Genomic DNA, 23,441 nt, shown 5'->3' with positions numbered 1-23,441 from the left:
GCCTGTTTAATTTAGGGAGGATTACTTGCTGGTCGCAGGGGTTGCGGCTGGCCTGTCTTTTTCAAGATGCGCCAGGTCAACCGCGATATTCACGGTTTCATCCAGATACGGATCCGGCTCCTGGTAATCCTTCGGCAAATCGTCGATGTTCTTCAGCAACGGTTTTCCATCGCGTTTGTAGCGATCGTTAACGCGAGCCAGACGTGTTGCATCATCTTCCAGGTTCTCTTTTTCACGCTGAGCGTAGTTCAGAGAGACGATGTTGCGCTTGTCTTTCATCGCATTAAAGCGCGCGATATCCTTCATGATGTACTGGAATTCAGGATCTTTCGCGATACGCGCATTGTGCAGCTTCAGCAGTTCCGGACCAAACGGTGTTAAATCATCAGATTTCACATAGGTCGCGGCATCAATGCTGTCCCACGGCAATGCGTTATCTTCAAATTTCTCACCCGTTTCCGTCTCTTCAGAACCGGTCGGCATCAGGATATCCGGTGTTACACCTTTACGTTGCGTACTGCCGCCGTTAATGCGGTAGAACTTCTGAATGGTGTACTGCACAGAGCCCAGCGCTGGCCATTCCGGGCGCAGCATTTGATCGTAGATGCGGTTCAGAGAACGGTACTGCTGAACAGTGCCTTTCCCAAAGGTCGGTTCACCGACAATCAGCGCGCGTCCGTAGTCCTGCATAGCTGCAGCAAAGATTTCAGAAGCCGAGGCGCTGAAGCGGTCAACCAGCACCACCAGCGGGCCTTTGTAGTACACCACGCCGTCGTTGTCGCTGTCTTCACGCACTTTACCGTTGTTGTCACGCACCTGCACAACCGGGCCGGACGGAATGAACAAACCAGAGAGCGATACCGCTTCCGTCAATGCTCCGCCACCGTTGGTACGCAGATCGATAATCACGCTGCTGACGTTCTGTTTTTCCAGCTTCTGCAGTTGCACCTTAACGTCTTCTGTCAGGCCAACATAGAAACCAGGAATGTCGAGCACACCCACTTTCTCTTTGCCGACGGTTTTCACCGACATTTTCACGGCACGGTCTTCCAGACGAATGCGTTCGCGCGTCAGGGTGACGATTTTGGTTTTCGCACCTTTACCCGCAGGCAGAATTTCCAGACGAACTTTACTGCCCTTCGGCCCTTTGATCAGCGCCACGACATCGTCCAGACGCCAGCCGATCACATCGACCATGCCTTTACCCGCCTGGCCTACGCCGACAATTTTATCGCCAACCGTAATCGCTTTACTCTTCGCCGCCGGCCCACCAGCCACCATGGAATTGATAACCGTATAGTCATCATCCATTTGCAGCACGGCGCCAATACCTTCCAGAGACAGGCTCATTTCGGTATTGAACTGCTCAGTGTTGCGCGGAGAGAGATAGTTGGTATGCGGGTCGATTTCGCGTGCGAAAGAAGTCATCGCCAGCGAGAAAACGTCTTCGCTGTTGGTTTGCGCCAGACGACGAATCGCGAACTTATAGCGACGCGTCAGGGTTTCGCGGATCTCTTTTTCATCTTTCCCGGTCAGCTTCAGACTCAGTTCATCGAACTTGACCTTGCCGTCCCACAGGGCGTTCAGCTCGGCCTCATCTTTTGGCCATGGCGCTTTTGCCCGGTCAAGATTGAAGGTGTCGTTGCCGGTGAAGTCCATCGGGCGTTCAAGCACTTTCAGCGCGTACTGATAACGTTCAAAACGTCGCTTTTGCGCCAGATTGTAGAGATCGTAAAACACGTCGAGCTTGCCCGAGCGCAGTTCATCGCCAATCTGCCCTTTCTTCGAGGCAAACTGCGCAACGTCGCTGGCCAGCAGGACGTTGTGGCTGTAATCGAGCAGGTTCAGATAGCGGTCAAAAATCTTGGCGGAAAAGGACTGGTCGAGATCGAACTGACGGTAATGAGAACGGGTAAAGCGCGATGTTACGCGCTCGCTCACCGTTGCGTGCTGCGTCTCTTCCTTAAGAATCGGAATTTGATCAACACGGGTAATATCTTCCACCGCTAAGGCGTGGCCTGTTATTAAAAACAGGCCAGCGAGGGCGGAGAGCCTAAAAAGTTTGTTCATGCCTGGCCCGGCCTCCGTTTCAGAACACCAGGTGTTCTGCGCGTACTATCATTGACATACCAGAAGTAAGCTGCACGCGGACACCATCTTTGGTGATTTCCAGAATCGTGGCGTCCATTGCGTTATTGCCCGCTTTGACTTTCAGGGATTGACCAACGGTCAGCGCAGAAATGTCGGAAACAGGAGTAAGCTTTTCTTCGCGCACTTCGCGCACGGCTTTCGCAGCAGGTTTTGCATCGCGCGGTTTACGCTCAGCGTTCTCTTTGCGGCGAACCGGAGGACGCGGCTTACGTTCGCGACGCGGAGCATCACCTTCACCCGCAGCAGCGGCAGCTTCGCGTTTTTTCGCCTGCTGTTCAGCACGCTGAGCCTGAACACGCGCTTTGGCTTCTTCAAGCTGCTGACGAGCATGGGCAACGTGCTGCTCATCGAGTTCACCGCAAGGGTTACCGTCGAGGTCGACACGTACTGCGCCAGCTTTGATACCGTAAAGGTAGCGCCAGCTTGAAGTATAAAGACGTAATGCGGAACGTAATTGGGTTTTGCTGAGGTTCATCTCACCATCAACACGCTCGACAAGATCCTGAAAAATACCGACTTTCAGAGGACGAGCTTCACCTTCGGCACTGAAACAGTGCGGAAAACGTTCGGCCAGAAATGCGATAACTTCTTTACTGCTATTCAACTTAGGTTGATTTTCCATGAAATTTCCTGATTACAACGGACGTAGCCAACAAGCCGCAGGCATGAACAGGCGACATTATAATGACGCCATCGCTAAATGCTACGTTATCCGTTGATTATCCTTCGACGCGGGCAAAGAATTTTTGATAATCGGTGCCAGCAAGCACATTTTCGAGATGACCGACCAGTTCACGCAGGCCCTGTTCGTCCTCTTCGCTGAAGCGTGAAAAGAGCGGGCTATCGATATCCAACACGCCAATCACTTCTCCGTCAACCACCAGCGGCAGGACGATTTCGGAGTTACTCGCGCTGTCGCAGGCGATATGACCGTCGAACGCGTGCACATCTTCTACGCGCTGCACTTCATTCTTCGCCACTGCAGTGCCGCATACGCCTCGGCCAACCGGAATACGCACGCACGCCAGCTTGCCCTGGAATGGGCCTAAAACCAGCGTATCGCCTTCCAGTAAATAAAAACCTGCCCAGTTAACATCCGCCAGACGTTCAAAAAGCAACGCGCTGGTGTTAGAGATTACAGCTAAAAAACTGTTCTCACCTGCCATCAATGCCTGAAAATCACGGTTGAGATCCGCGTAAAGTTCTGTTTTGTTCATTATTAAACCACTATTGTCTACTTCAATTACTGATACTATCGACGACGCATACTCCTATAAAATAAGCATTAAATGCGTCAGGGCTCAAGTTCAATCCATTCATGAGTTAAGATAGAGTTATACATTCATTCTACGATGTAATAAATGCCACTAAAAACATCACGCATTACACCGACACAGAAAATTCGTATTCATGCGATGGGTGATCCTATCCCGCAGGCACAATACCAACGTTGCCCGCAGTGCGATACGCTTTTTCAATTACCGTCGGTTAAATCGCATCAATGCGCCTATTGCCCGCGCTGCAATGCCAAAGTTCGCGACGGTCGTGACTGGTCGTTAACGCGTCTTGGCGCCATGGCGATTGCCATGATGCTATTGATGCCATTCGCCTGGAGCGAGCCTCTGCTTCGCCTGCACCTGCTTGGGGTACGCATCGACGCAAACGTACTACACGGTATCCAGCAAATGACCGCCCAGGGCGATCCCATTACCGCCGCGATGGTGCTGTTCTGTAGCGTCGCCGCGCCAGCGGTACTGGTTATCTCCATCGCCTATCTCTGGCTTGGCAATATTCTGGGCATGAACCTGCGCCCGGTACTGCTGATGCTGGAGAAACTCAAAGAGTGGGTGATGCTGGACATTTATCTGGTGGGCATCGCCGTTGCGTCTATCAAGGTACAGGATTACGCCTTCCTGCAACCGGGGCTGGGCCTGCTGGCGTTTATCTCACTGGTGGTACTCAGTATTCTGACGATGATTCATCTGAATATCGAAGAACTCTGGGAGCGCTTTTATCCGCAACGCCCGGCAACCCGCCCTAATGAAGGGCTGATGGTGTGCCTGGATTGCCATCACACTGGCTTTCCTGATTCACGTGGGCGCTGCCATCGTTGCCACGTACCACTCACCAGGCGGCGTCGCCAGAGTCTGCAGAAATGCTGGGCGGCGCTGACTGCCTCCATCATCTTTCTGTTACCGGCGAATTTTTTGCCGATTTCGATTATTTACGTCAACGGCGGGCGACAGGAAGATACCATCATGTCGGGAATTCTTTCGCTGGCGGACAGTAACGTCGCCGTCGCCGCCGTGGTATTCTTCGCCAGTATCCTGGTACCGTTTACCAAAGTCATCGTGTTGTTTACCCTGCTGGTTAGCATTCATTCCAAATGTGAACAGGGGTTACGCACGCGAATTCTGTTGCTGCGATTCGTGACGTGGATTGGTCGCTGGTCGATGCTGGATCTGTTCGTGATCTCGTTGACCATGTCGCTGATTAATCGCGATCAGCTTCTCGCCTTTACGATGGGCCCCGCTGCATTTTATTTCGGTGCCGCGGTTATTTTGACTATTCTTGCTGTTAATTGGCTGGACAGCCGCTTACTTTGGGACGCTCATGAGTCAGGAAACGCCCGCTTCACCGACTGAAGCGAAAATTAAAATTAAACGTCGCATTTCACCCTTCTGGTTGCTGCCTATCATCGCGTTGCTGATTGCAGGCTGGCTTATCTGGAACAGCTATGAAGATCGCGGCACTACCATCACCATCGACTTTATGTCGGCGGACGGTATCGTACCGGGCCGTACGCCCGTGCGCTATCAGGGGGTGGAAGTGGGAACGGTGCAGGAGATTCGCCTGACCGACGACCTGAACCGTATCGAAGTGAAGGCCAGCATCAAAAGCGATATGGAAGACGCGCTGCGTGATGATACGCAATTCTGGCTGGTGACACCGAAGGCCTCTCTGGCCGGGGTTTCCGGGCTGGACGCGCTGGTCGGCGGTAACTATATCGGCATGATGCCCGGCAAAGGTAAAGCGCGCGATCACTTCACCGCGCTGGATACGCAGCCAAAATATCGTCTGAATAACGGCGAGCTGATGATTCACCTGCACGCGCCGGATCTCGGCTCGCTCAGCAGCGGCTCGCTGGTCTACTATCGTAAAATTCCCGTTGGACGCGTCTACGATTACGCCATTAATGCCAACAAACGCGGTGTGACCATCGATGTACTGATTGAGCGCCGCTTCACCAACCTGGTAAAAAAAGGCAGCCGCTTCTGGAACGTATCGGGCATTAAAGCAGACGTCGATTTGAGCGGTGCGAAGGTACAGCTCGAAAGTCTGGCAGCGCTGGTGAATGGCGCGATTGCATTTGACTCGCCGGATAAATCAGAAGTCGCCGCGCAAAACGATGAATTTGGTCTCTATGAAGATCTCGCCCACAGTCAGCGTGGGGTGATCGTCAAATTGCAGCTTCCCAGCGGCCAGGGTCTGAAAGCGGGTTCAACCCCCCTGCTCTATCAAGGCCTGGAAGTGGGGCAACTGACGAAACTTAATCTTAATTCAGACAGTTCCGTTACGGGCGAAATGACCGTCGATCCGAGCGTGGTCACCCTGCTGCGCGAGAAAACGCGTATTGAGCTGCATGAGCCGAAACTGTCGCTGGAGAACGCTAATCTCAGCATGTTGCTTACCGGAAGCACCTTTGAACTGGTGCCGGGCGAAGGCGAGGCGCGGGACAGCTTTACCGTTCTGCCTGCCAGCAAAACGTTACTGCAACAACCTGACGTCATGACACTCTCCCTCACCGCGCCGGAAAGCTACGGCATCGATGCCGGGCAACCGCTCATTCTGCACGGTGTGAAAGTGGGTCAGGTCATGGAGCGTAAGCTAACCAATAAAGGTGTGACGTTCACTATCGCTATCGAACCGCAATATCGTGAACTGATCCATGGCGACAGCAAGTTTGTGGTGAACAGCCGCGTGGATGTCAAAGTGGGTCTCGATGGCGTTGAGTTCCTGGGCGCAAGCGCCAGTGAATGGCTGAGCGGCGGGATCCGCATTCTGCCCGGTGAAAAAGGTGAGATGAAGTCTGACTATCCTCTTTACGCCAACCTTGAAAAAGCCCAGGAAAACAGTCTCAGCGAACTGCCGACCTCTACGCTTGTCCTGACAGCAGAAACGTTGCCGGATATTCAGGCGGGGTCGGTTGTGCTGTATCGCAAGTTCGAAGTGGGTGAAGTCATTACCGTCACGCCACGGGCAAATGCATTTGAAATTTCTCTGCACATCAAGCCGGAATATCGTTCTCTGCTTACGCCAGACAGCGTGTTCTGGGCAGAGGGTGGTGCAAAAGTTCAGTTGAACGGCAGCGGGTTGACCGTCCAGGCTTCGCCGCTGTCTCGTGCGCTGAAAGGTGCAATCAGCTTCGATAACCTGAGCGGCGCGGGGGGAAATACGCGTAAAGGCGATAAACGTATCCTGTTCGCGTCTGAAACTGCGGCGCGTGCGGTAGGTGGCCAGATTACGCTGCACGCCTTCGATGCCGGGAAACTGGCGGCAGGTATGCCGATTCGTTATCTGGGCATTGATATTGGACAGGTACAGACGCTGGAGCTGAACGCCGGGCGCAACGAAGTTCAGGCGCGCGCGGTGCTTTATCCGGAGTATGTGAATACTTTCGCGCGTCGCGGCAGCCGCTTCTCGGTTGTAACGCCGCAGATTTCCGCGGCCGGTGTAGAGCACCTCGATACCATCCTGCAACCTTACATCAACGTTGAGATGGGCCAGGGTTCGCCACGTCGCGAATTTGAGCTTCAGGAAGCCACCATCGCCGACTCCCGCTATCTCGACGGGCTGAGTCTGGTGGTAGAAGCGCCAGAAGCCGGTTCGCTGGGCATTGGTACGCCGGTGCTGTTCCGTGGTATCGAAGTGGGCACGGTAACGGGTCTAACGCTGGGGTCGCTTTCCGACCGCGTGATGGTTGAGCTGCGTATCAGCCAGCGTTATCAGCATCTGGTGCGCAACAATTCAGTCTTCTGGCTGGCATCCGGCTACAGCCTCGACTTTGGCCTGACGGGGGGTGTAGTGAAAACCGGCACCTTCAATCAGTTCATTCGCGGCGGTATTGCCTTTGCCACCCCGCCAGGCACGCCGCTCGCGCCGAAAGCGCAGGCAGGCAAACACTTCCTGTTACAGGAAGAGGAGCCGAAAGAGTGGCGCCAATGGGGCACCGCCCTGCCACGTTAATGTTAAACGCCCCGGTGTCACTGCGCTGGGGCGTTTATGCTAAACTGCACGCTCTCTGTTTATGTGTGGTACTCCCCAGTGGCTCAAAACTCTGTCTTTCTTCCCGATGAATTCCTCGCGCAGATGCGTGAGGCCATGCCTGCTCACCTCGACTTTGATGATTTTATTGCCGCCTGCCAGCGCCCGCTGCGCCGCAGTATTCGCGTCAATACATTAAAAATCAGCGTTGCCGATTTCCTGGCGCTGGTCGCCCCTTATGGCTGGCAACTGACGCCGGTGCCCTGGTGTGCGGAAGGTTTCTGGATTGAACGCGAAGACGAAGAGTCACTGCCGCTAGGCAGCACCGCTGAGCACCTTAGCGGCCTGTTTTATATTCAGGAAGCCAGCTCGATGTTGCCGGTCGCCGCGCTGTTTACCGGCGACGAGCTGCCAAAACGAGTGATGGACGTCGCCGCCGCTCCTGGATCGAAAACCACCCAGATTGCCGCTCGCATGGGCAACCAGGGCGCAATTCTCGCCAATGAGTTTTCCGCCAGCCGGGTAAAAGTGCTGCACGCCAATATCAGCCGCTGCGGTATTGCAAACGTGGCGCTGACCCATTTTGATGGCCGCGTCTTCGGCGCGGCAGTACCGGAAAGTTTTGACGCTATTCTGCTCGATGCGCCGTGTTCCGGCGAAGGTGTAGTGCGTAAAGATCCCGACGCGCTGAAAAACTGGTCGGTACAAAGTAATCTTGAGATTGCCGCCACGCAGCGAGAGCTTATCGACAGCGCTTTTCACGCACTGAAACCTGGCGGTACGCTGGTTTACTCAACCTGTACGCTCAATCGCGACGAAAACGAATCGGTGCTCGCCTGGCTGCTGGAACAGTATCCGCAGGCCGTGGAAGTTGAATCGCTGGCAACGCTATTCCCGTCAGCGAAAGAGGCACTCACGCCCGAAGGTTTCCTCCACGTCTTCCCGCAGATTTACGATTGTGAAGGCTTCTTCGTCGCCCGTCTGCGTAAAATCGCCTCGGTCGAGCCTCTGCCAGCACCGGGCTACAAAGTGGGTAAATTCCCGTTCACGCCGATGAAAGCCCGCGAATCAGCCGCCGTCACTGAGGCAGCCGGTCAGGTCGGGCTGTTCTGGAATGACGCGCTTTCCCTCTGGCAGCGCGATAAAGAGATTTGGCTCTTCCCGGCAGAGATTGAACCGCTGCTCGGAAAAGTCCGTTTCTCGCGTATTGGCCTCAAACTTGCCGAGACGCATAACAAAGGTTATCGCTGGCAGCACGAAGCGGTGATTGCGCTGGCCGAAACCGACAAACTGGGGCATGAGCTGACGCTGAATGAGGCGCAGGAGTGGTATCGCGGGCGCGATATCTACCCGGAAAATGTGCCAAATCACGACGATGTGGTGGTGACGTATCAGGGCTTCCCGCTTGGGCTGGCGAAGCGAATCAGCTCACGATTGAAAAACAGTTATCCGCGCGAACTGGTTCGCGACGGTAAACTTTTTGCCGAATAACCCTGAAAAGCGCGCAAAAATAGCGCACTTTTTGACTGGCGATATTCTCTTCGTTGGCTACGCTAAAAAATGGGCGACCTGAACTGGTCGTACCACAATTTCAGCGACCAACGGAGAGCATCATGAGTAAAACCAACGTACGCATCGGCGCATTCGAGATAGATGATGCCGAGCTGCACGGCGAGCAGCACGGTGAACGAACGTTAAGCATTCCCTGTAAATCCGACCCTGACTTATGCATGCAGCTAGACGCCTGGGATGCCGACACCAGCGTCCCTGCCGTACTCAACGGCGAACACTCTGTCCTTTACCGTAAACACTACGACCAACGTTCTGATGCCTGGGTGCTGCGCTTCGCATAACCCAAAAGGAACCCGCCCACAGGCGGGTTATTTATTTGCATAACCTTTCCCGCCGCTGCCCTTCATCCCCTACACTTAATTCTTAACGGATCCGTTGTGTCATAACCATTTATCAGACTGAGGGCAGGATGTTCGCACTGGTTTTGTTCATCTGCTACCTTGACGGTGGCTGTGATGATATTGTCGTGGACGTGTATAACTCGGAGAAGCAATGCGTTGCTGCGATGGAAGATCAGCGATTGCGTCGTGGTGGATGTTTTCCGATAGAGGATTTTGTGGACGGGTTCTGGTATCCCGCCCACGAATACAGCGATTTTTGAGGATAACGATCAGTGCGGAGACGCCGCATGATAGAGCGACGCTTCACCGCGCGGACGCGTTTTAAAGCGACGGTGCACCCACAGATACTGTTCCGGCGCGCGTAAAATCTCTTTCTCGATGATTTTATTCATATAGCTGGCCGCATCGATTTCGTCATTTACCGGGTAATCAGACATCACGTCACTGATGTGCAGCACGTAACCTTTCTTATTCGCCTTACGCACCATGGTGATGCTGAGCATTGCCGCGCCTGACAAACGAGAAAGCACCCAGGTCCCGTTGGTGGTTGCCGCTTCGTTCACGGAGAAGAACGGTGCGAAAACGCTACCCTTCGGGCCGTAATCCTGATCTGGCGCAAACCACACGGCTTCACCGGCTTTCAGCGCCTGCACCAGGCCACGCAAATTGCGGCGATCGATCATCGCTTTATTGGAACGCAGGCGACCTTTGGTCTGAACCCACTCCATCAGCGGATCATTATGACGACGATAGGTTGCCATCATCGGGCGACATAACCCCATGACCCTGCCCCCGAGCTCCAGTGACATAAAGTGCACGCCAACAACCATAACACCACGATGCTGCTGTAACGCTTTGGTGAGGTTATCGTAGCCTTCGACATCAAACCATTTTTTGACGCGGGCATCACTCCAGAACCAGGCCATGCCGGTTTCAATCAGGCCCATCCCGAGCGACATAAAGTTTTGCTCAAGCATCGCTTCACGTGAAGCCGCGTCCATCTGAGGGAAGCAGAGTTCAATGTTACGCGCAGCAATGCGCTCGCGGCGCTTAAGAAAACGACGAGACATTTTACCCACCGTTGAACCGAGGGCATGTAAGACAGGATAAGGAAGCTGGACGATGAGCCAAAGCACACCTAAGCCGAACCATGTTAACCAATTACGCGGGTGCAATAACCGGGTATCAAATTCTTTTGACATCATTTTTTCCTGAAGCATGAAAAAAAGTAGCGCGTAAGGAAAAAATGAATCCTTTTCATCACTCTTTATGCGGTACGTACAAGAGTTTGACAGTAATACGTTCGGCTAATTCACTTTCAGGACAAGACTTTACAAAAGAGACCTGAAAAAAGAAAAAAACTTACCGGAAGGCTGTAGCTTAACTCGCCGCCAGCATGCACTTTTTTTGGCAAAAAGGATAGTGAGATTTACGCAGATCACACGATTACATTAGAGCTGCATCCCGCTGCAGGCCGCAGTCTGCGGCGATTTGTTCGCCAGAGCAGATGATTAATCAGGCATTTCCGAATTATTCATTAGACAAGGACTTATCAGGGAAATAAATATTTACTTCACTCCTTTATTTATTCTATTTGTCAGAGCATTCTTAACTTTAGAGCTTTTATAAATGCGATGATACTGAAGGTGTAAAACAGATCATCAGACTAATTATTTCGCCATACATTGATAAAAGCGCCTAATCATACAGAAACACCGAGCAATGCTGGCAATTTACCTGGTCATAGCGACACATATCCGCATCAAAAAATAAATGTAAATTAATTGTTAAGTACACAATCGCTATGATATAAAGAAAAAGGACGTACCGGGAGGTATGGCTCTTTGCTCAGGATGCTGACCATCACAGATGTCGCAGCAGACTGATAAAAAGAGACCGAATACGATTCCTGTATTCGGTCCAGGGAAATGGCTCTTGGGAGAGAGCCGTGCGCTAAAAGTTGGCATTAATGCAGGCTAAGTCGCCTTGCACTATAAGAATAGATGACCGTGCCAGGTTTTCCAGTCCGCGACGAAAGCGGTCAGAAAATTTCGGCGTCAAAAAACGGCAGACCATAAAAAAACCGCTCGTACATTCCCAGAATGGCGGCGGTTTTTTATTTGGAATCAATTAGATATTTTTGACAATCAGCACAGCTTTTCGGCGCGTTCGATAAACGGCGCCAGGCTCATTTTCTCTCCCGGACGCGCAGGATCATCAATTTGTATGATGCTCAGCGGCTGCGCGGTGGTCTTCCCGGCCTTAACCTGCTCTTCAGCGATGCTGTTGAGCGGATACTGAACCAGCGTGCTTGGGTTAATGACATACAGCGCATTGCCCGGGCGACAGGTCAGCATCACCTCTTCCCGATTAAACGCCCACTTATCTTTCCCCACCTCAAAGCGGCTCACGGTGATAATTTGCGGAGCGGCCAGCGCGGGACCCGCCGCCGTTAACAATAAAAGAGTCAGAACGATTTTTTTCATATCTTCGCCATTATTTAAAAAGGTTCCCAGGTGGGGAACAGGCTGACACATGCCAGCACCAGTGCCCCAAGAACAAGTTCTACCTGCGTTGTGCGCAGGAAAAAGCGTTGCGTAGCGGGCTCGGCCAACACCATTCGCGGCACGACAACATAGCGGTTCACCAGCGCAATAACCACCATCATGGCGACCAGCGCACATTTTACCAGCAGCATGCGGCTATAAGGCGTATCCAATGGCCAGCCATTCTGAATCAATAATGCGTTGATGACTCCCGTCAGCACGACACCCGCCACCGCGAGATGCCCGTACCGTGAAAAACGCATCATGGTATAGATTGCCGCCTGCCGCCAGCGCCCTTTTGCCAGTCTCAGACAATATAGAAACGGCAGTAAGCCGCCAAGCCAGGCCGCCGCAAACAGCAGATGCAGCCCATGGTTCCCGCGCTGTAGCGCGCCAATTGCCCCGTCGCGCATTGCCGAATGCCCGGTACCTGCCAACAGGATAAACTGCGCCGCCGTCAGGAGCAGCAGTAAACGCATCATCTGACGCGGTTTCACCCAACCGATGGTTAGCGCCACGCCCGCCAGAATGATTTGCCACAGCCAGACGCCGCCAAATTGCGTCGCCGCCACCGCCAGCCAGACTTCAGGCTGCCAGACGTCGCGCCAGCCATCCCCCATCAACCCGCCCTGCACCATCAGCATCAACAGTGCCGATGCGGCGCAGGCCAGCAGCGAGAGATGAATCAGCGGTGCAAAGCGCTGGCTGAAAAGACGGCGCAGCGATGCTGGAGCCCACCAGCCGCCATAAAGCGCGCATCCCAGTACCGCCATCAGCGCAGCAAAATGCACGAAGCGCAGCCCAACATAGAGCGTCGTCAGCATATTATTTCACGCGAAACTGGTACTGACCCTGGGTTTTATGCCCATCGACTGACACAACGTGCCAGTTAACGGTATAGAGCCCGGATGCCAACGGTTGATTGATCGGAACCGTCAGTTGCGTTTTATCGGTTTCACTGCGTACCGCTTTGCCCGTTTCGACTTTTTTATCATCTGCGCCAGTCACCGTGACGCCGCTGAAGCGCGATTCGACGCCTTCAGAAAAATGCAGCGTGATAGATTGCGGAGCGGGGCTAACTTCACTTTCCGCGGCAGGCACCTGTTGTTTGAGGTGGGCATGCGCCCAGACAGCCGGGGCAGAGAGGGAGCAGGTTAAAAACAGCGTAGCGCAGAGCGTGCGAACGACGTGGGATCCCATATTGTTCATTCCCTTTTGTTATGGATGTAGCTGAAAGAATAACCTTGTATAATTCCTGAGTCGAGATGTGCCGCCATTAAGCTTGCCATTCTACGAGACTCTTAGTAACGTTGCGCCCCTGGAAAGGAGAGAATCTGATGCATACGAATCTGGCTAAACTACCTCAAGATGAGATGGACAAAGTGAACGTCGATCTTGCCGCAGCGGGCGTCGCCTTTAAAGAACGCTATAACATGCCAGTGGTTGCCGAAGTGGTGGAACGCGAACAGCCGGAACACCTTCGCGACTGGTTCCGCGAGCGTTTAATCGCTCATCGTCTGGCCTCGGTTTCCCTGTCTCGTTTGCCTTACGAGCCGAAACAAAAATAATCCTTACGGACTGTTACACTTCCTTACGGCAATCGGTGTAAACTTCTTAGGAAAATCTGAAGTAACGACCCACTGACCTCTTGTTGAAGGAAGCAACTATGCTGGCATGGTCTATTGCAGCGGCGCAATTCGCGCCGCAAAACGGCAGCCTCGCCGAAAATATTGTTCACCATCTCCGTTTTATCCGCGCCGCGGCGAAACTGGAATGTAAGGTATTAATTTTCCCTGAACTCTCTCTGACTGGCCTGACGGGTGAGTCAGGGCTCCCCTCACCTCCCGGTATCGACCAATTGCAACCGCTCACCGATGCGGCCCGCCAGCATCAGATAACCATTGTGGCTGGCTTACCCGTTGAGGAAAACGGTCAACGCAGTAAGGGCGTGGCCATATTCTCCCCCGACACAGCGAAACCGTATACCTGCGCGCAGGGCAACGGTACCTGCCTGACGCCGGAATCGCGCTATATCAGTGTGTTCAATTTGAATAACGATGGCTGCGATCTATCGCCACAGGCGTCGCTGCTGGCTACGCTCACCAGCACCGCAGAATCACAGCAGAGCCTGAATACTCAGCGGTTACAATGGTTTGCACGAAAGCATGCCATCGCGGTCCTTAAGTCTAACTACAGCTGCGATAACTTTTCCGGCGGCAGCGCACTATGGGATGAAACCGGGCAACTGATCGTCCGGGCGGACCAGGGTGAACTGCTGGTAACCGGCAGAAAAAGCGCTCAGGGTTGGCAAGGCGACATCATTCCATTACGCTAGCTTCTTTTGGCCGGGAGTAAGCCATGTTACGCGTGATCGATACCGAAACCTGCGACCTTCAGGGGGGCGTCGTTGAGATAGCATCTGTAGATGTCGTGGATGGGAAAATCACCAACCCAATGAGCCACCTGGTGCGCCCCGATCGCCCGATCAGCGCACAGGCGATGGCGATTCACCGCATTACGGAAGAGATGGTTGCCGATCAGCCGTGGATTGAAGAGGTGCTGCCGTTTTACCAGGGAAGCCCGTGGTATGTCGCGCACAACGCCAGTTTCGACCGTCGCGTTCTGCCAGAAATGAACGGCGAGTGGATTTGCACGATGAAGATGGCGCGTCGCTTATGGCCCGGAATCAAATACAGCAACATGGCGCTGTATAAATCGCGCAAACTGAGCGTCGCTACGCCGCCGGGGTTACATCATCACCGCGCATTGTATGATTGCTACATTACCGCCGCATTACTGATTAATATTATGGATGTTTCTGGCTGGTCGCCGGAGCAAATGGTTGATGTCACCGGACGCCCGGCGCTGCTGCGCACCTTTACCTTTGGTAAATACCGCGGCAAAGCGGTTTCGGAAGTGGCGGAAAACGATCCAGGTTATTTACGTTGGTTGTTCAACAACCTGGATCGAATGAGCCCGGAATTGCGCCTCACCTTAAAGCACTATTTGGGCGAATAACTTAACGGACACTTCTGCCGGGTAAAGTGCCCTGAGCCAGCGCAATCAGGAACGTGAATTCGAGCGCTACGCCTTCATAACTTTTGAAGCGCCCCGACTTCCCACCGTGCCCGGAGTCCATATCCGTACACAGCAGCAGAAGGTTATCATCCACCTTCTGCTCGCGCAGTTTAGCCACCCATTTCGCGGGCTCCCAGTACTGTACCTGAGAATCATGCAGACCGGTGGTCACCAGCAGATGCGGATACGCCATTGGCTGCACATTGTCGTAGGGGCTGTATGACTTCATGTAGTGGTAATAGGTTTCATCCTGCGGATTTCCCCACTCCTCAAACTCCCCGGTGGTCAGCGGAATAGACTCATCCAGCATCGTCGTGACGACATCAACAAATGGCACCTGCGCCACCACGCCATGGAACAGTTCAGGGCGCAGATTAATAGCGGTTCCCATTAACATCCCCCCCGCGCTGCCCCCCATGCCGTAGCACAGTTTGGCATCACCATAGCCCTGAGCCAGCAGCGCATCGGTCACATCCAGGTAATCATTGAAGGTGTTCATCTTCTTGAGGAATTTGCCATCTTCATACCACTGCTGCCCCAACTCGCCGCCGCCGCGAACGTGGGCGATAGCATAGACAAAACCGCGATCCAGCAGGCTCAGACGGCTACCGCTGAAATCGGCGTCCATACTGGCGCCGTAAGAGCCGTAGCCATACACCAGCAGCGGATTTTTTCCTTTGCGGAAATGTTCGCGGTGATATACCAGCGATACCGGAACCTCTGCGCCGTCGCGTGCAGTGATCCACAGATGCTCGCTCTGATAACGTGAACCGTCGAAGCCTTTAACTTCCTGCTGTTTCAGCACCCGACGCTCACCGGTGTCCATATCCAGCTCAAACAGTGTGTCCGGCGTGGTCATTGACGAATAGCCATAGCGCAGCCGCGACGTTTCCGGCTCAGGGTTATAGGCCACCCAGGTGACATAGGCCGGGTCATCAAAGGCGATCCCGCTCTCTTCATGGGTATGGCGATTAATCTGCCGCAGGCTGGTCAGGCCGTGCTGACGCTCCTCCAGCACCAGCCAGTCGGTAAAGAGCGTAAAGCTCTCAAGCATCACATCATCGCGTGCCGGAATCAGCGTTTGCCACTGTTTCTCATCGCGTACGTTACTGCGGTAAAGACCGAAGTTTTTCCCTTCACGGTTGGAGCGAATATAAAAATGATGCTGGAAGTGATCGATGCTGTATTCATGATCTTTTCGACGCGGCAGGAACACGATCGGTTCGGCATCCGGCAACTCGGCATCGAGCAGCCGCATTTCGCTGGTCGTGGCGCTGGAGAGCGCAATCACCACATAGTGTTTCGAGGACGTTTTATGCAGGCTAACGTAGAACGTGTCATCTTTCTCTTCATACACCAGCGTATCCTGCGCCGCAGGCGTACCGATGCGATGTCGCCACACCTGCCACGGCAAAAGCGTCGTGGGGTGTTTACGAACATAATAGAGAGTTTGTGAATCATTGACCCAGACGATGCCGGGAGAGACGTTCTCCAGCACTTCTGGATACCAGTTCCCGGTACGCAAATTGCAAAAACGCAGGCCGTACTGGCGACGCGAAAGATAATCTTCGGTGATCGCCAGCAGATCGTTGTCCGGTGACACCGTCAGCCCACCGAGGGTATAAAACTCGCTGTGCGCGGCGCGCTGGTTAGCGTCGAGAAGCAGATCCCAGGGTTCCCACTCCCCCTTCTGCACCGACTGGCGCTGATATATCGCGTACTCGCAGCCCGGCTCATACACCTGGCGATAGCGATAACCGTTTTTGGTATAGGGCGCGGACTCTTCCCGCTGAGGAATACGGTCGATGATCTCCTTCAGCACGCGCTCCTGAAGGTCGCGCTGAGAATCCATCACACTTTTTCCGTAATCATTTTCCTGATGCAGATAGTCGAGAACGTCTGGATCTGCGCGATTATCGTCGCGCAGCCAGAAATAGTTATCGATACGCGTATCGCCATGAAGCGTCATGGCGTGAGGAATTCGTTTCGCTTTTGGCGGCATGTCATTGTTCTTCTGTATTAGTTACACCCTATAAGGGTGGACAAATTAAACGACGATGCAAGCGAAACCTGTGACAAGACGTTTAAAGTTGCTGTTTTTGTTGCTGCAAATCCTGCTCGATGCCTTCTCGCACTTCCGGCGGCAGCTTCAGCGCGTCGCCCAGCGCATTCAGATAGCTGCGCTCCATAAAGTGATCGATATCTATTGCCGCACAACTCACAAAGTAAAGCTCTAAAGCCTCTTCTTCGTTATGCACATCACGCGCCAAACGTTGGGGATCGAGCGGCTGCTCGATAGCCTGGGCGATCAGCGCACGCCCCTGCTCTTCAACACCGGCTTCGCGCAATTGCTGTTCGATAGCCGCCTGCTCTTTGGCATCAATATGCCCGTCGCTTTTCGCGGCAAAGACCAACGCCAGAATCAGCCGCTCCGTACGCACATCCAGCGGCGCGGCGGGTTCACCGTATTTCTGTTCTGTTTGTGGGTTACCTTTTAACTTATCTTTATATTTGTTCCACAACACGCTGCCAGCCACCGCACCGCCGCCGACCAACAGCGCCCCGGTGCCGTATTTCGCCAGCATTTTGCGCGAGGATTTACTGGCGACCAGCAACCCCGCCAGCCCGCCCAGTGCGCCAGGCACCAGCATTTGGCTGAGATCTTTCTTCCCCTCACCCGATTTTTGCCCCAGCAGCGATTGCAGTTGATTAAGCCAGCCAGACATATGACCTCCGATAGATTTGTGCCAGTTATCCAGCGTAGGCGAGCCGATGTCAGGATATGTCTGCTACGCATAAAGATGCGCAAATTTAGGGTGATAGCGCCGGGTTAACGCTGACAGCAAGACAGACGCAAACGTTTTCGTTTATAATGCACGAAATTTTGACAGACGATGGAAGATGTAATGACTTTACTAGGCACAGCCCTGCGTCCTGCGGCGACGCGCGTAATGCTATTAGGTTCTGGCGAACTCGGAAAAGAGGTCGCCATTGAGTGTCAGCGACTGGGAATTGAAGTGATTGCTGTCGATCGCTATGCCGATGCGCCTGCCATGCACGTCGCTCATCGCTCGCACGTCATTAACATGCTGGATGGTCAGGCGCTGAAAGCGCTGGTCGAGGCGGAAAAACCGCATTTCATCGTGCCGGAAATTGAAGCCATCGCTACTGACATGCTGGTTGAGCTGGAACGTCAGGGCCAGAACGTGGTGCCCTGCGCACGCGCCACGCAACTGACCATGAACCGCGAAGGCATTCGTCGCCTGGCCGCCGAAGAACTCAAGCTCCCCACGTCGGCATATCGTTTTGCCGACAGCGAAGCTGCGTTCCGTGATGCCGTCCAGCAGATTGGCCTGCCCTGCATCATCAAACCGGTAATGAGCTCATCTGGCAAAGGCCAGAGCTTTATCCGCAGCGAAACGCAGCTTGCCGATGCCTGGCAATATGCTCAGCAGGGTGGCCGTGCGGGCGCGGGCCTTGTCATCGTCGAAGGCGTGGTGAATTTCGATTTTGAAATCACCCTGCTGACGGTGAGCGCGGTCGATGGCGTTCACTTCTGCGCACCGGTCGGTCACCGCCAGGAAGATGGCGATTATCGCGAATCGTGGCAGCCGCAGCAGATGAGCGCCCTCGCGCTGGAACGTGCGCAGGCTATCGCGCGGGACGTTGTGCTGGCGCTGGGCGGTCATGGCTTGTTTGGTGTCGAACTGTTTGTCTGTGGCGATGAGGTTATCTTCAGCGAGGTTTCCCCGCGCCCGCATGACACCGGGATGGTGACGCTGATTTCACAAGACCTCTCCGAATTCGCCCTGCACGTCCGCGCATTTCTGGGCCTGCCGGTTGGCGCGATTCGTCAGTATGGGCCGTCCGCTTCGGCGGTTATATTGCCGCGCATGCAGAGCCATAATGTCACCTTTGATAACGTCAATGGCGCAGTGGGCGCGGGTTTGCAGGTTCGCCTGTTTGCTAAACCGGAAATTGACGGTACGCGTCGAATGGGCGTGGCGCTGGCAACAGCGGATTCGGTTGATGACGCCATCGAGCGGGCAAAAGCCGCCGCCGCCGCCGTGATCGTGAAGGGATAAAAAAAGCGGGCCGATGGCCCGCTTCTGGTTTTAGGCCGGGTAAACGCAGTGCCACCCGGCATGATCTCGAACTTACAGCGTTGCAGTCTCTACCGCTTCACGAGCCAGTTTGGTGATGCGGTCGTAGTCGCCTGCTTCCAGCGCATCAGCCGGAACCAGCCAGGAACCACCAACGCACAGAACGCTTTTCAGCGCCAGGTAATCGCGGCAGTTTTTCAGAGAGATACCGCCGGTTGGGCAGAAACGAACCTGAGAGAACGGACCTGCAATCGCCTGCAGCGCTTTCACGCCGCCGTTGGCTTCAGCCGGGAAGAATTTGAACTCTTTCAGACCGTGATCCATACCCAGCATCAGTTCAGAAACAGAGCTGATACCCGGGATCAGCGGGATAGTACCTTCGGTTGCCGCTTTCAGCAGAGAGTCGGTCAGGCCCGGGCTGATGGCGAACTGCGCACCTGCTTCGGTGACTTCTTTCAGCTGCTGCGGGTTAGTGACGGTACCCGCACCTACGATAGCGTCCGGCACTTCTTTAGCGATAGCGCGGATAGCATCCATTGCGCACGCGGTACGCAGGGTCACTTCCAGCACGCGTACACCGCCTGCAACCAGCGCTTTTGCCATCGGCACAGCGTGTTCCAGCTTGTTCACTACGATTACCGGTACAACAGGACCCGTAGTCAGGATTGCTTCTGCAGTGGTTTTCCAGTTTTTCATCAGATTATTCTCTCGCCAGATCTAAAAACGTATCATCTTAAAAGGTAATGCAGGTTGCGCCCTGCTCTGCGCCGGAGAGTTTCTCACGTAGCGCGCTGAACATTTCGCGGCCAGTACCGACACGGGAGGCGCTCATGTCAGGAATGTGCGGTTGACGTGCGGCCAGCTCGGCTTCATCGACCAGCAGCGTTAATTCGCCGGTCTGCCCGTTGACACGGATCATATCGCCGTCACGTACTTTTGCCAGCAAGCCACCATCGTATGCTTCCGGGGTGACATGAATTGCTGACGGCACTTTACCTGATGCACCAGAGAGTCGTCCATCGGTGACTAACGCAATTTTGAAACAGCGGTCCAATAATACACCAAGTGGCGGCATGAGTTTATGTAATTCTGGCATTCCGTTCGCTTTTGGTCCCTGATGGCGCACAACGACCACGCAATCTTTGTCCAGCAGGCCCGCTTCGAAGGCTGGCAGAACGTCATGCTGGCTCTCAAAGACCACGGCTGGCGCTTCAATAACCTGGTTTTCGACTGGCACAGCAGACGTTTTCATCACCGCGCGGCCAAGGTTGCCGCTCAGCACTTTTGTGCCGCCATGTCTGGAGAACGGTTTGTCGAAGGAGGCGATGATGTTTTCATCCAGAGACGCAGTCGCGCCTTCACGCCAGTCGAGCTTGCCGTTATTCAGCCACGGTTCCATGGTGTAGTGAGACAGACCGAAGCCCGCCACGGTATTTACGTCTTCGTGCAGCAGGCCGCCTTTCAGCAGTTCGCGCACCAGCACCGGCACACCGCCCGCAGCCTGGAAGTGGTTAATATCCGCCGGGCCGTTCGGGTACAGACGCGCCATCAGCGGCACAACGTCGGAGATTTCAGAGAAGTCATCCCAGTTGATGATGATGCCCGCCGCACGCGCCATGGCGACCAGGTGCATAGTGTGGTTAGTGGAGCCCCCGGTTGCCAGCAGCGCAACGATACCGTTGACCACCACTTTTTCGTCGATCATCTGACCGAGCGGCATCCATTCGTTGCCGTTACCGGTCATGCGGGTCACCTGACGTGCGGCGGCCGCAGTCAGTTCTTGACGCAGCGGCGCGTCCGGGTGAACAAATGAAGAGCCTGGCAGCTGCATCCCCATGAATTCAATAACCATTTGGTTGGTGTTCGCGGTGCCGTAGAACGTACAGGTACCTGGCGCATGGTAAGAAGCGGCTTCGGATTCCAGCAGCGCGTTGCGATCAACTTTGCCTTCCGCATACAGCTGACGAATACGTACTTTTTCTTTGTTCGGCAGGCCGCTGGCCATCGGGCCTGACGGAATGAATACGGACGGCAAGTGGCCGAAAGAGAGCGCCGCCATCGCCAGCCCAGGGACGATTTTATCGCACACGCCGAGGTACAGCGCGCCGTCGAACATATTGTGAGACAGGCCCACTGCCGCCGACATGGCGATCACTTCACGGCTCAGCAGGGAGAGTTCCATCCCGTCCTGGCCCTGCGTGACGCCATCGCACATCGCCGGTACGCCACCCGCAACCTGACCCACAGCATTGACGCTGTGCAGGGCTTTACGAATGATATCCGGATAGTGCTCATACGGCTGATGCGCGGAGAGCATGTCGTTATAGGAGGTGATGATCGCAATATTGTTACGCAGCATGCTTTTCAGCGAGGCTTTATCCTCTGCGCCGCAAGCCGCAAAACCGTGCGCCAGGTTACCGCAGGCCAGCAGGGAGCGGTGAACGGTTTCTGTCTTCGCACGCTTGATGCGTTCAAGGTAGGCAGAACGGGTATCGCGCGAGCGGTCGATAATGCGATTTGTTACGCGTAACAACACAGGATTCATAAAAGCTCCTCAAAATTTTTCTGTCCAGGCTCCAGCGACATAAGGTTTTGATTAGCATTTTCTGCCACAAAACCCCCGTATTCTGTAGCTTAGGGGCAAACATCTGAAGATAGTGTAATAAAAAAAGCCCCGGGGGTGAATCCACCCGGGGCTTAAATGCGTAAAAATAGCACTACATGCTGTGTTAGATCATGTTACCGGTAAAATACCCCAATGGGATTACCGGCATTCCTTACTCAAACTCGTTCCAGGAACGGCCATCGCGGGTGATCATCGCAACGGAAGCCACCGGCCCCCAGGTGCCTGCCTGGTATGGTTTCGGCGGATCCTGATCGGCGGCCCACGCTTCAGTGATGGAGTCGACCCACTTCCACGCTTCTTCCACCTCATCGCGACGCACGAAGAGCGCCTGAATTCCGCGCATGGTTTCCAGCAGCAGGCGCTCGTAAGCATCCGCCAGGTGCGTTTGATTGAAGGTTTCGGAGTAGCTCAGATCCAGCTTGGTGATTTGCAGGTTATGTTTGTGGTCCAGACCCGGCACTTTGTTCAGCACCTGGATATCCACACCTTCATCTGGCTGCAAGCGAATCGTCAGTTTATTCTGCGGCAGCTCCTGCCAGGACTCTTTAAACAGATTGAGTTCCGGGTTTTTGAAGTACACCACCACTTCAGAGCATTTGGTCGGCAGTCGTTTACCGGTGCGCAGGTAGAACGGCACGCCCGCCCAGCGCCAGTTATCGATATCCACGCGGATAGCGACGAAGGTTTCCGTATTGCTCTGCTTGTTGGCGCCTTCTTCTTCCAGGTAGCCCGGCACTTTTTTGCCCTGAGCAAAACCTGAGGTGTACTGACCGCGCACGGTTTTTTCGCGCACGTTAGAACGGTCGATACGACGCAGGGATTTCAGTACTTTTACTTTGGCATCGCGAATGCTGTCGGCAGTCAGATCGGACGGCGGCGACATCGCAATCATGCACAGAATTTGCAGCAGGTGGTTCTGAATCATATCGCGCATCTGACCGGCCTGGTCGAAGTAACCCCAACGGCCTTCGATACCGACTTCTTCTGCCACGGTGATTTCGACGTGATCGATAGTGCGATTATCCCAGTTATTAACAAACAGGGAGTTGGCAAAACGCAGCGCCAGCAGGTTCAGAACCGTTTCTTTACCCAGATAGTGGTCGATACGGTAAACCTGGCACTCTTCGAAGTACTCGCCCACCTGGTCGTTGATTTCACGAGAGGTCGCAAGCGAGGTGCCCAGCGGTTTTTCCATCACCACGCGCGCAGGCTTGGCGTTCAGTTTCGCCTCACCCAAACCTTTGCAAATCGCGCCGAACGTATTTGGCGGCATCGCGAAGTAGTTGATGGTGACACGGTTTTTCTGATCCAGCATCGCGCCAAGGCGGCTAAACGCGCTGGTGTCGTTGACATCCAGATTGCAGAAATCCAGGCGGCCGCTCAGGGTCTCCCACAAACCTTCATCAATTTTCTCCTTCATGAAGGTTTCGAGCGCCTCGCGCACCACTTTGGTGTACGCCTCTTTGTCCCAATCCGCTCGTCCTACCCCAATAATACGGGTCTCCGGATTGATCTGACCGGCTTTTTCAAGCTGATACAGGGAAGGCAACAATTTACGACGCGCCAGGTCACCTTTCGCGCCGAAAATGACCAGATCGCATGCCTGGGCCGTTTGCGTTACCGCCATGTCATTCTCCTCAGTTGTATTTCCTGGTTCTTATGCCAGGCTACAGTTGTAATTTTATTACACCGCACTGTACTGTGTTTACTAACTTACCGAAACCTTTTACCGCCTTTGACCGCACAAATGGAAATATCT

At 54.1% G+C, this 23,441-nt stretch carries 21 protein-coding genes; 9 read left to right on the top strand and 12 right to left on the bottom strand.

Annotation, left to right across the window (positions count from 1 at the left end):
* Positions 1-21 precede the first annotated feature (21 nt).
* The 3 genes from prc to G163CM_RS04235 form a co-directional block, all read right to left on the bottom strand.
* On the bottom strand, positions 22-2,070 hold the full coding sequence (gene prc, locus G163CM_RS04245) for a carboxy terminal-processing peptidase (protein ID WP_231827027.1): 2,049 nt from the start codon (positions 2,068-2,070) through the stop codon (positions 22-24).
* A gap of 19 nt (positions 2,071-2,089) precedes the next feature.
* On the bottom strand, positions 2,090-2,773 hold the full coding sequence (gene proQ / locus G163CM_RS04240; RefSeq protein WP_015964058.1) for an RNA chaperone ProQ: 684 nt from the start codon (positions 2,771-2,773) through the stop codon (positions 2,090-2,092).
* 97 nt (positions 2,774-2,870) lie between these two features.
* A complete protein-coding gene (locus G163CM_RS04235) occupies positions 2,871-3,368 on the bottom strand; it encodes a GAF domain-containing protein (protein WP_015964057.1) in 498 nt (165 codons plus the stop codon).
* Positions 3,369-3,512: 144 nt separating this feature from the next.
* Here G163CM_RS04235 and yebS point away from each other — a divergent pair, with 144 nt between their 5' ends.
* The 5 genes from yebS to G163CM_RS04210 all read left to right on the top strand — a co-directional run bounded on the left by yebS (position 3,513) and on the right by G163CM_RS04210 (position 9,589).
* A complete protein-coding gene (gene yebS / locus G163CM_RS04230; RefSeq protein ID WP_231827026.1) occupies positions 3,513-4,796 on the top strand; it encodes a membrane integrity lipid transport subunit YebS in 1,284 nt (427 codons plus the stop codon).
* Positions 4,765-7,398 (top strand): PqiB family protein, encoded by a 2,634-nt coding sequence (locus G163CM_RS04225; RefSeq protein WP_231827025.1) that lies wholly within the window; start codon positions 4,765-4,767, stop codon positions 7,396-7,398. Before yebS ends, G163CM_RS04225 begins: the two co-directional genes overlap by 32 nt.
* Before the next feature lie 78 nt (positions 7,399-7,476).
* Positions 7,477-8,907 (top strand): 16S rRNA (cytosine(1407)-C(5))-methyltransferase RsmF, encoded by a 1,431-nt coding sequence (rsmF, locus tag G163CM_RS04220; protein ID WP_231827024.1) that lies wholly within the window; start codon positions 7,477-7,479, stop codon positions 8,905-8,907.
* Positions 8,908-9,029: 122 nt separating this feature from the next.
* Complete coding sequence (locus tag G163CM_RS04215) at positions 9,030-9,269, top strand: YebV family protein (RefSeq protein ID WP_015964053.1); 240 nt, start codon at positions 9,030-9,032, stop codon at positions 9,267-9,269.
* A 128-nt stretch (positions 9,270-9,397) separates the two neighbouring features.
* Positions 9,398-9,589 carry a YdfD/YebW family protein gene (locus G163CM_RS04210; protein WP_231827023.1) on the top strand — a complete coding sequence of 64 codons (192 nt, stop codon included), beginning with the start codon at positions 9,398-9,400 and terminating at the stop codon, positions 9,587-9,589.
* Between the two features lie 9 nt (positions 9,590-9,598).
* Here G163CM_RS04210 and lpxP read toward each other — a convergent pair whose 3' ends face one another.
* The 4 genes from lpxP to yobA form a co-directional block, all read right to left on the bottom strand.
* Positions 9,599-10,531 (bottom strand): kdo(2)-lipid IV(A) palmitoleoyltransferase, encoded by a 933-nt coding sequence (lpxP, locus tag G163CM_RS04205; RefSeq protein ID WP_231827022.1) that lies wholly within the window; start codon positions 10,529-10,531, stop codon positions 9,599-9,601.
* Between the two features lie 945 nt (positions 10,532-11,476).
* Entirely contained in the window at positions 11,477-11,815 is a 339-nt protein-coding gene (locus tag G163CM_RS04200) for a YebY family protein (protein WP_231827021.1), read from the bottom strand.
* A 14-nt stretch (positions 11,816-11,829) separates the two neighbouring features.
* Positions 11,830-12,699, bottom strand: coding sequence for a copper homeostasis membrane protein CopD (copD, locus tag G163CM_RS04195; protein WP_231827020.1), 870 nt, complete (start codon positions 12,697-12,699; stop codon positions 11,830-11,832).
* Between the two features lies 1 nt (position 12,700).
* The gene (gene yobA, locus G163CM_RS04190; protein ID WP_231827019.1) at positions 12,701-13,075 is read right to left on the bottom strand and encodes a CopC domain-containing protein YobA; all 375 of its coding nucleotides are present in this window, start codon (positions 13,073-13,075) and stop codon (positions 12,701-12,703) included.
* Between the two features lie 137 nt (positions 13,076-13,212).
* Here yobA and G163CM_RS04185 point away from each other — a divergent pair, with 137 nt between their 5' ends.
* The 3 genes from G163CM_RS04185 to exoX all read left to right on the top strand — a co-directional run bounded on the left by G163CM_RS04185 (position 13,213) and on the right by exoX (position 14,893).
* Positions 13,213-13,443: a DNA polymerase III subunit theta gene (locus G163CM_RS04185; RefSeq protein ID WP_015964045.1), complete on the top strand. Its 231-nt coding sequence runs from the start codon at positions 13,213-13,215 to the stop codon at positions 13,441-13,443.
* A gap of 98 nt (positions 13,444-13,541) precedes the next feature.
* Positions 13,542-14,210: a carbon-nitrogen hydrolase family protein gene (locus G163CM_RS04180; RefSeq protein WP_231827018.1), complete on the top strand. Its 669-nt coding sequence runs from the start codon at positions 13,542-13,544 to the stop codon at positions 14,208-14,210.
* Between the two features lie 23 nt (positions 14,211-14,233).
* Positions 14,234-14,893 (top strand): exodeoxyribonuclease X, encoded by a 660-nt coding sequence (gene exoX / locus G163CM_RS04175; protein ID WP_231827017.1) that lies wholly within the window; start codon positions 14,234-14,236, stop codon positions 14,891-14,893.
* Between the two features lies 1 nt (position 14,894).
* On the opposite strand, the gene ptrB is transcribed toward exoX, so the two are convergent.
* A complete protein-coding gene (gene ptrB, locus G163CM_RS04170; RefSeq protein WP_231827016.1) occupies positions 14,895-16,955 on the bottom strand; it encodes an oligopeptidase B in 2,061 nt (686 codons plus the stop codon).
* An 82-nt stretch (positions 16,956-17,037) separates the two neighbouring features.
* Positions 17,038-17,679, bottom strand: a complete 642-nt coding sequence (locus tag G163CM_RS04165; protein ID WP_015964041.1) for a tellurite resistance TerB family protein — start codon at positions 17,677-17,679, stop codon at positions 17,038-17,040.
* A 180-nt stretch (positions 17,680-17,859) separates the two neighbouring features.
* Between G163CM_RS04165 and purT the strand changes: the two genes are divergently transcribed.
* The gene (purT, locus tag G163CM_RS04160; RefSeq protein ID WP_231827015.1) at positions 17,860-19,038 is read left to right on the top strand and encodes a formate-dependent phosphoribosylglycinamide formyltransferase; all 1,179 of its coding nucleotides are present in this window, start codon (positions 17,860-17,862) and stop codon (positions 19,036-19,038) included.
* Positions 19,039-19,110: 72 nt separating this feature from the next.
* Here the strand turns inward: purT and G163CM_RS04155 are convergent, their stop codons facing one another.
* From G163CM_RS04155 to zwf, 3 genes are all read right to left on the bottom strand, one after another.
* Complete coding sequence (locus G163CM_RS04155; protein ID WP_015964039.1) at positions 19,111-19,752, bottom strand: bifunctional 4-hydroxy-2-oxoglutarate aldolase/2-dehydro-3-deoxy-phosphogluconate aldolase; 642 nt, start codon at positions 19,750-19,752, stop codon at positions 19,111-19,113.
* A 37-nt stretch (positions 19,753-19,789) separates the two neighbouring features.
* Positions 19,790-21,601 carry a phosphogluconate dehydratase gene (gene edd / locus G163CM_RS04150; RefSeq protein WP_231827014.1) on the bottom strand — a complete coding sequence of 604 codons (1,812 nt, stop codon included), beginning with the start codon at positions 21,599-21,601 and terminating at the stop codon, positions 19,790-19,792.
* A gap of 232 nt (positions 21,602-21,833) precedes the next feature.
* A complete protein-coding gene (gene zwf, locus G163CM_RS04145; RefSeq protein WP_015964037.1) occupies positions 21,834-23,309 on the bottom strand; it encodes a glucose-6-phosphate dehydrogenase in 1,476 nt (491 codons plus the stop codon).
* Positions 23,310-23,441: the final 132 nt, after the last annotated feature.

It is taken from the genome of Pseudocitrobacter corydidari (genome assembly GCF_021172065.1).
Taxonomy (GTDB): domain Bacteria; phylum Pseudomonadota; class Gammaproteobacteria; order Enterobacterales; family Enterobacteriaceae; genus Pseudocitrobacter; species Pseudocitrobacter corydidari.
This window is presented reverse-complemented; position numbering and strand designations above follow the sequence as displayed.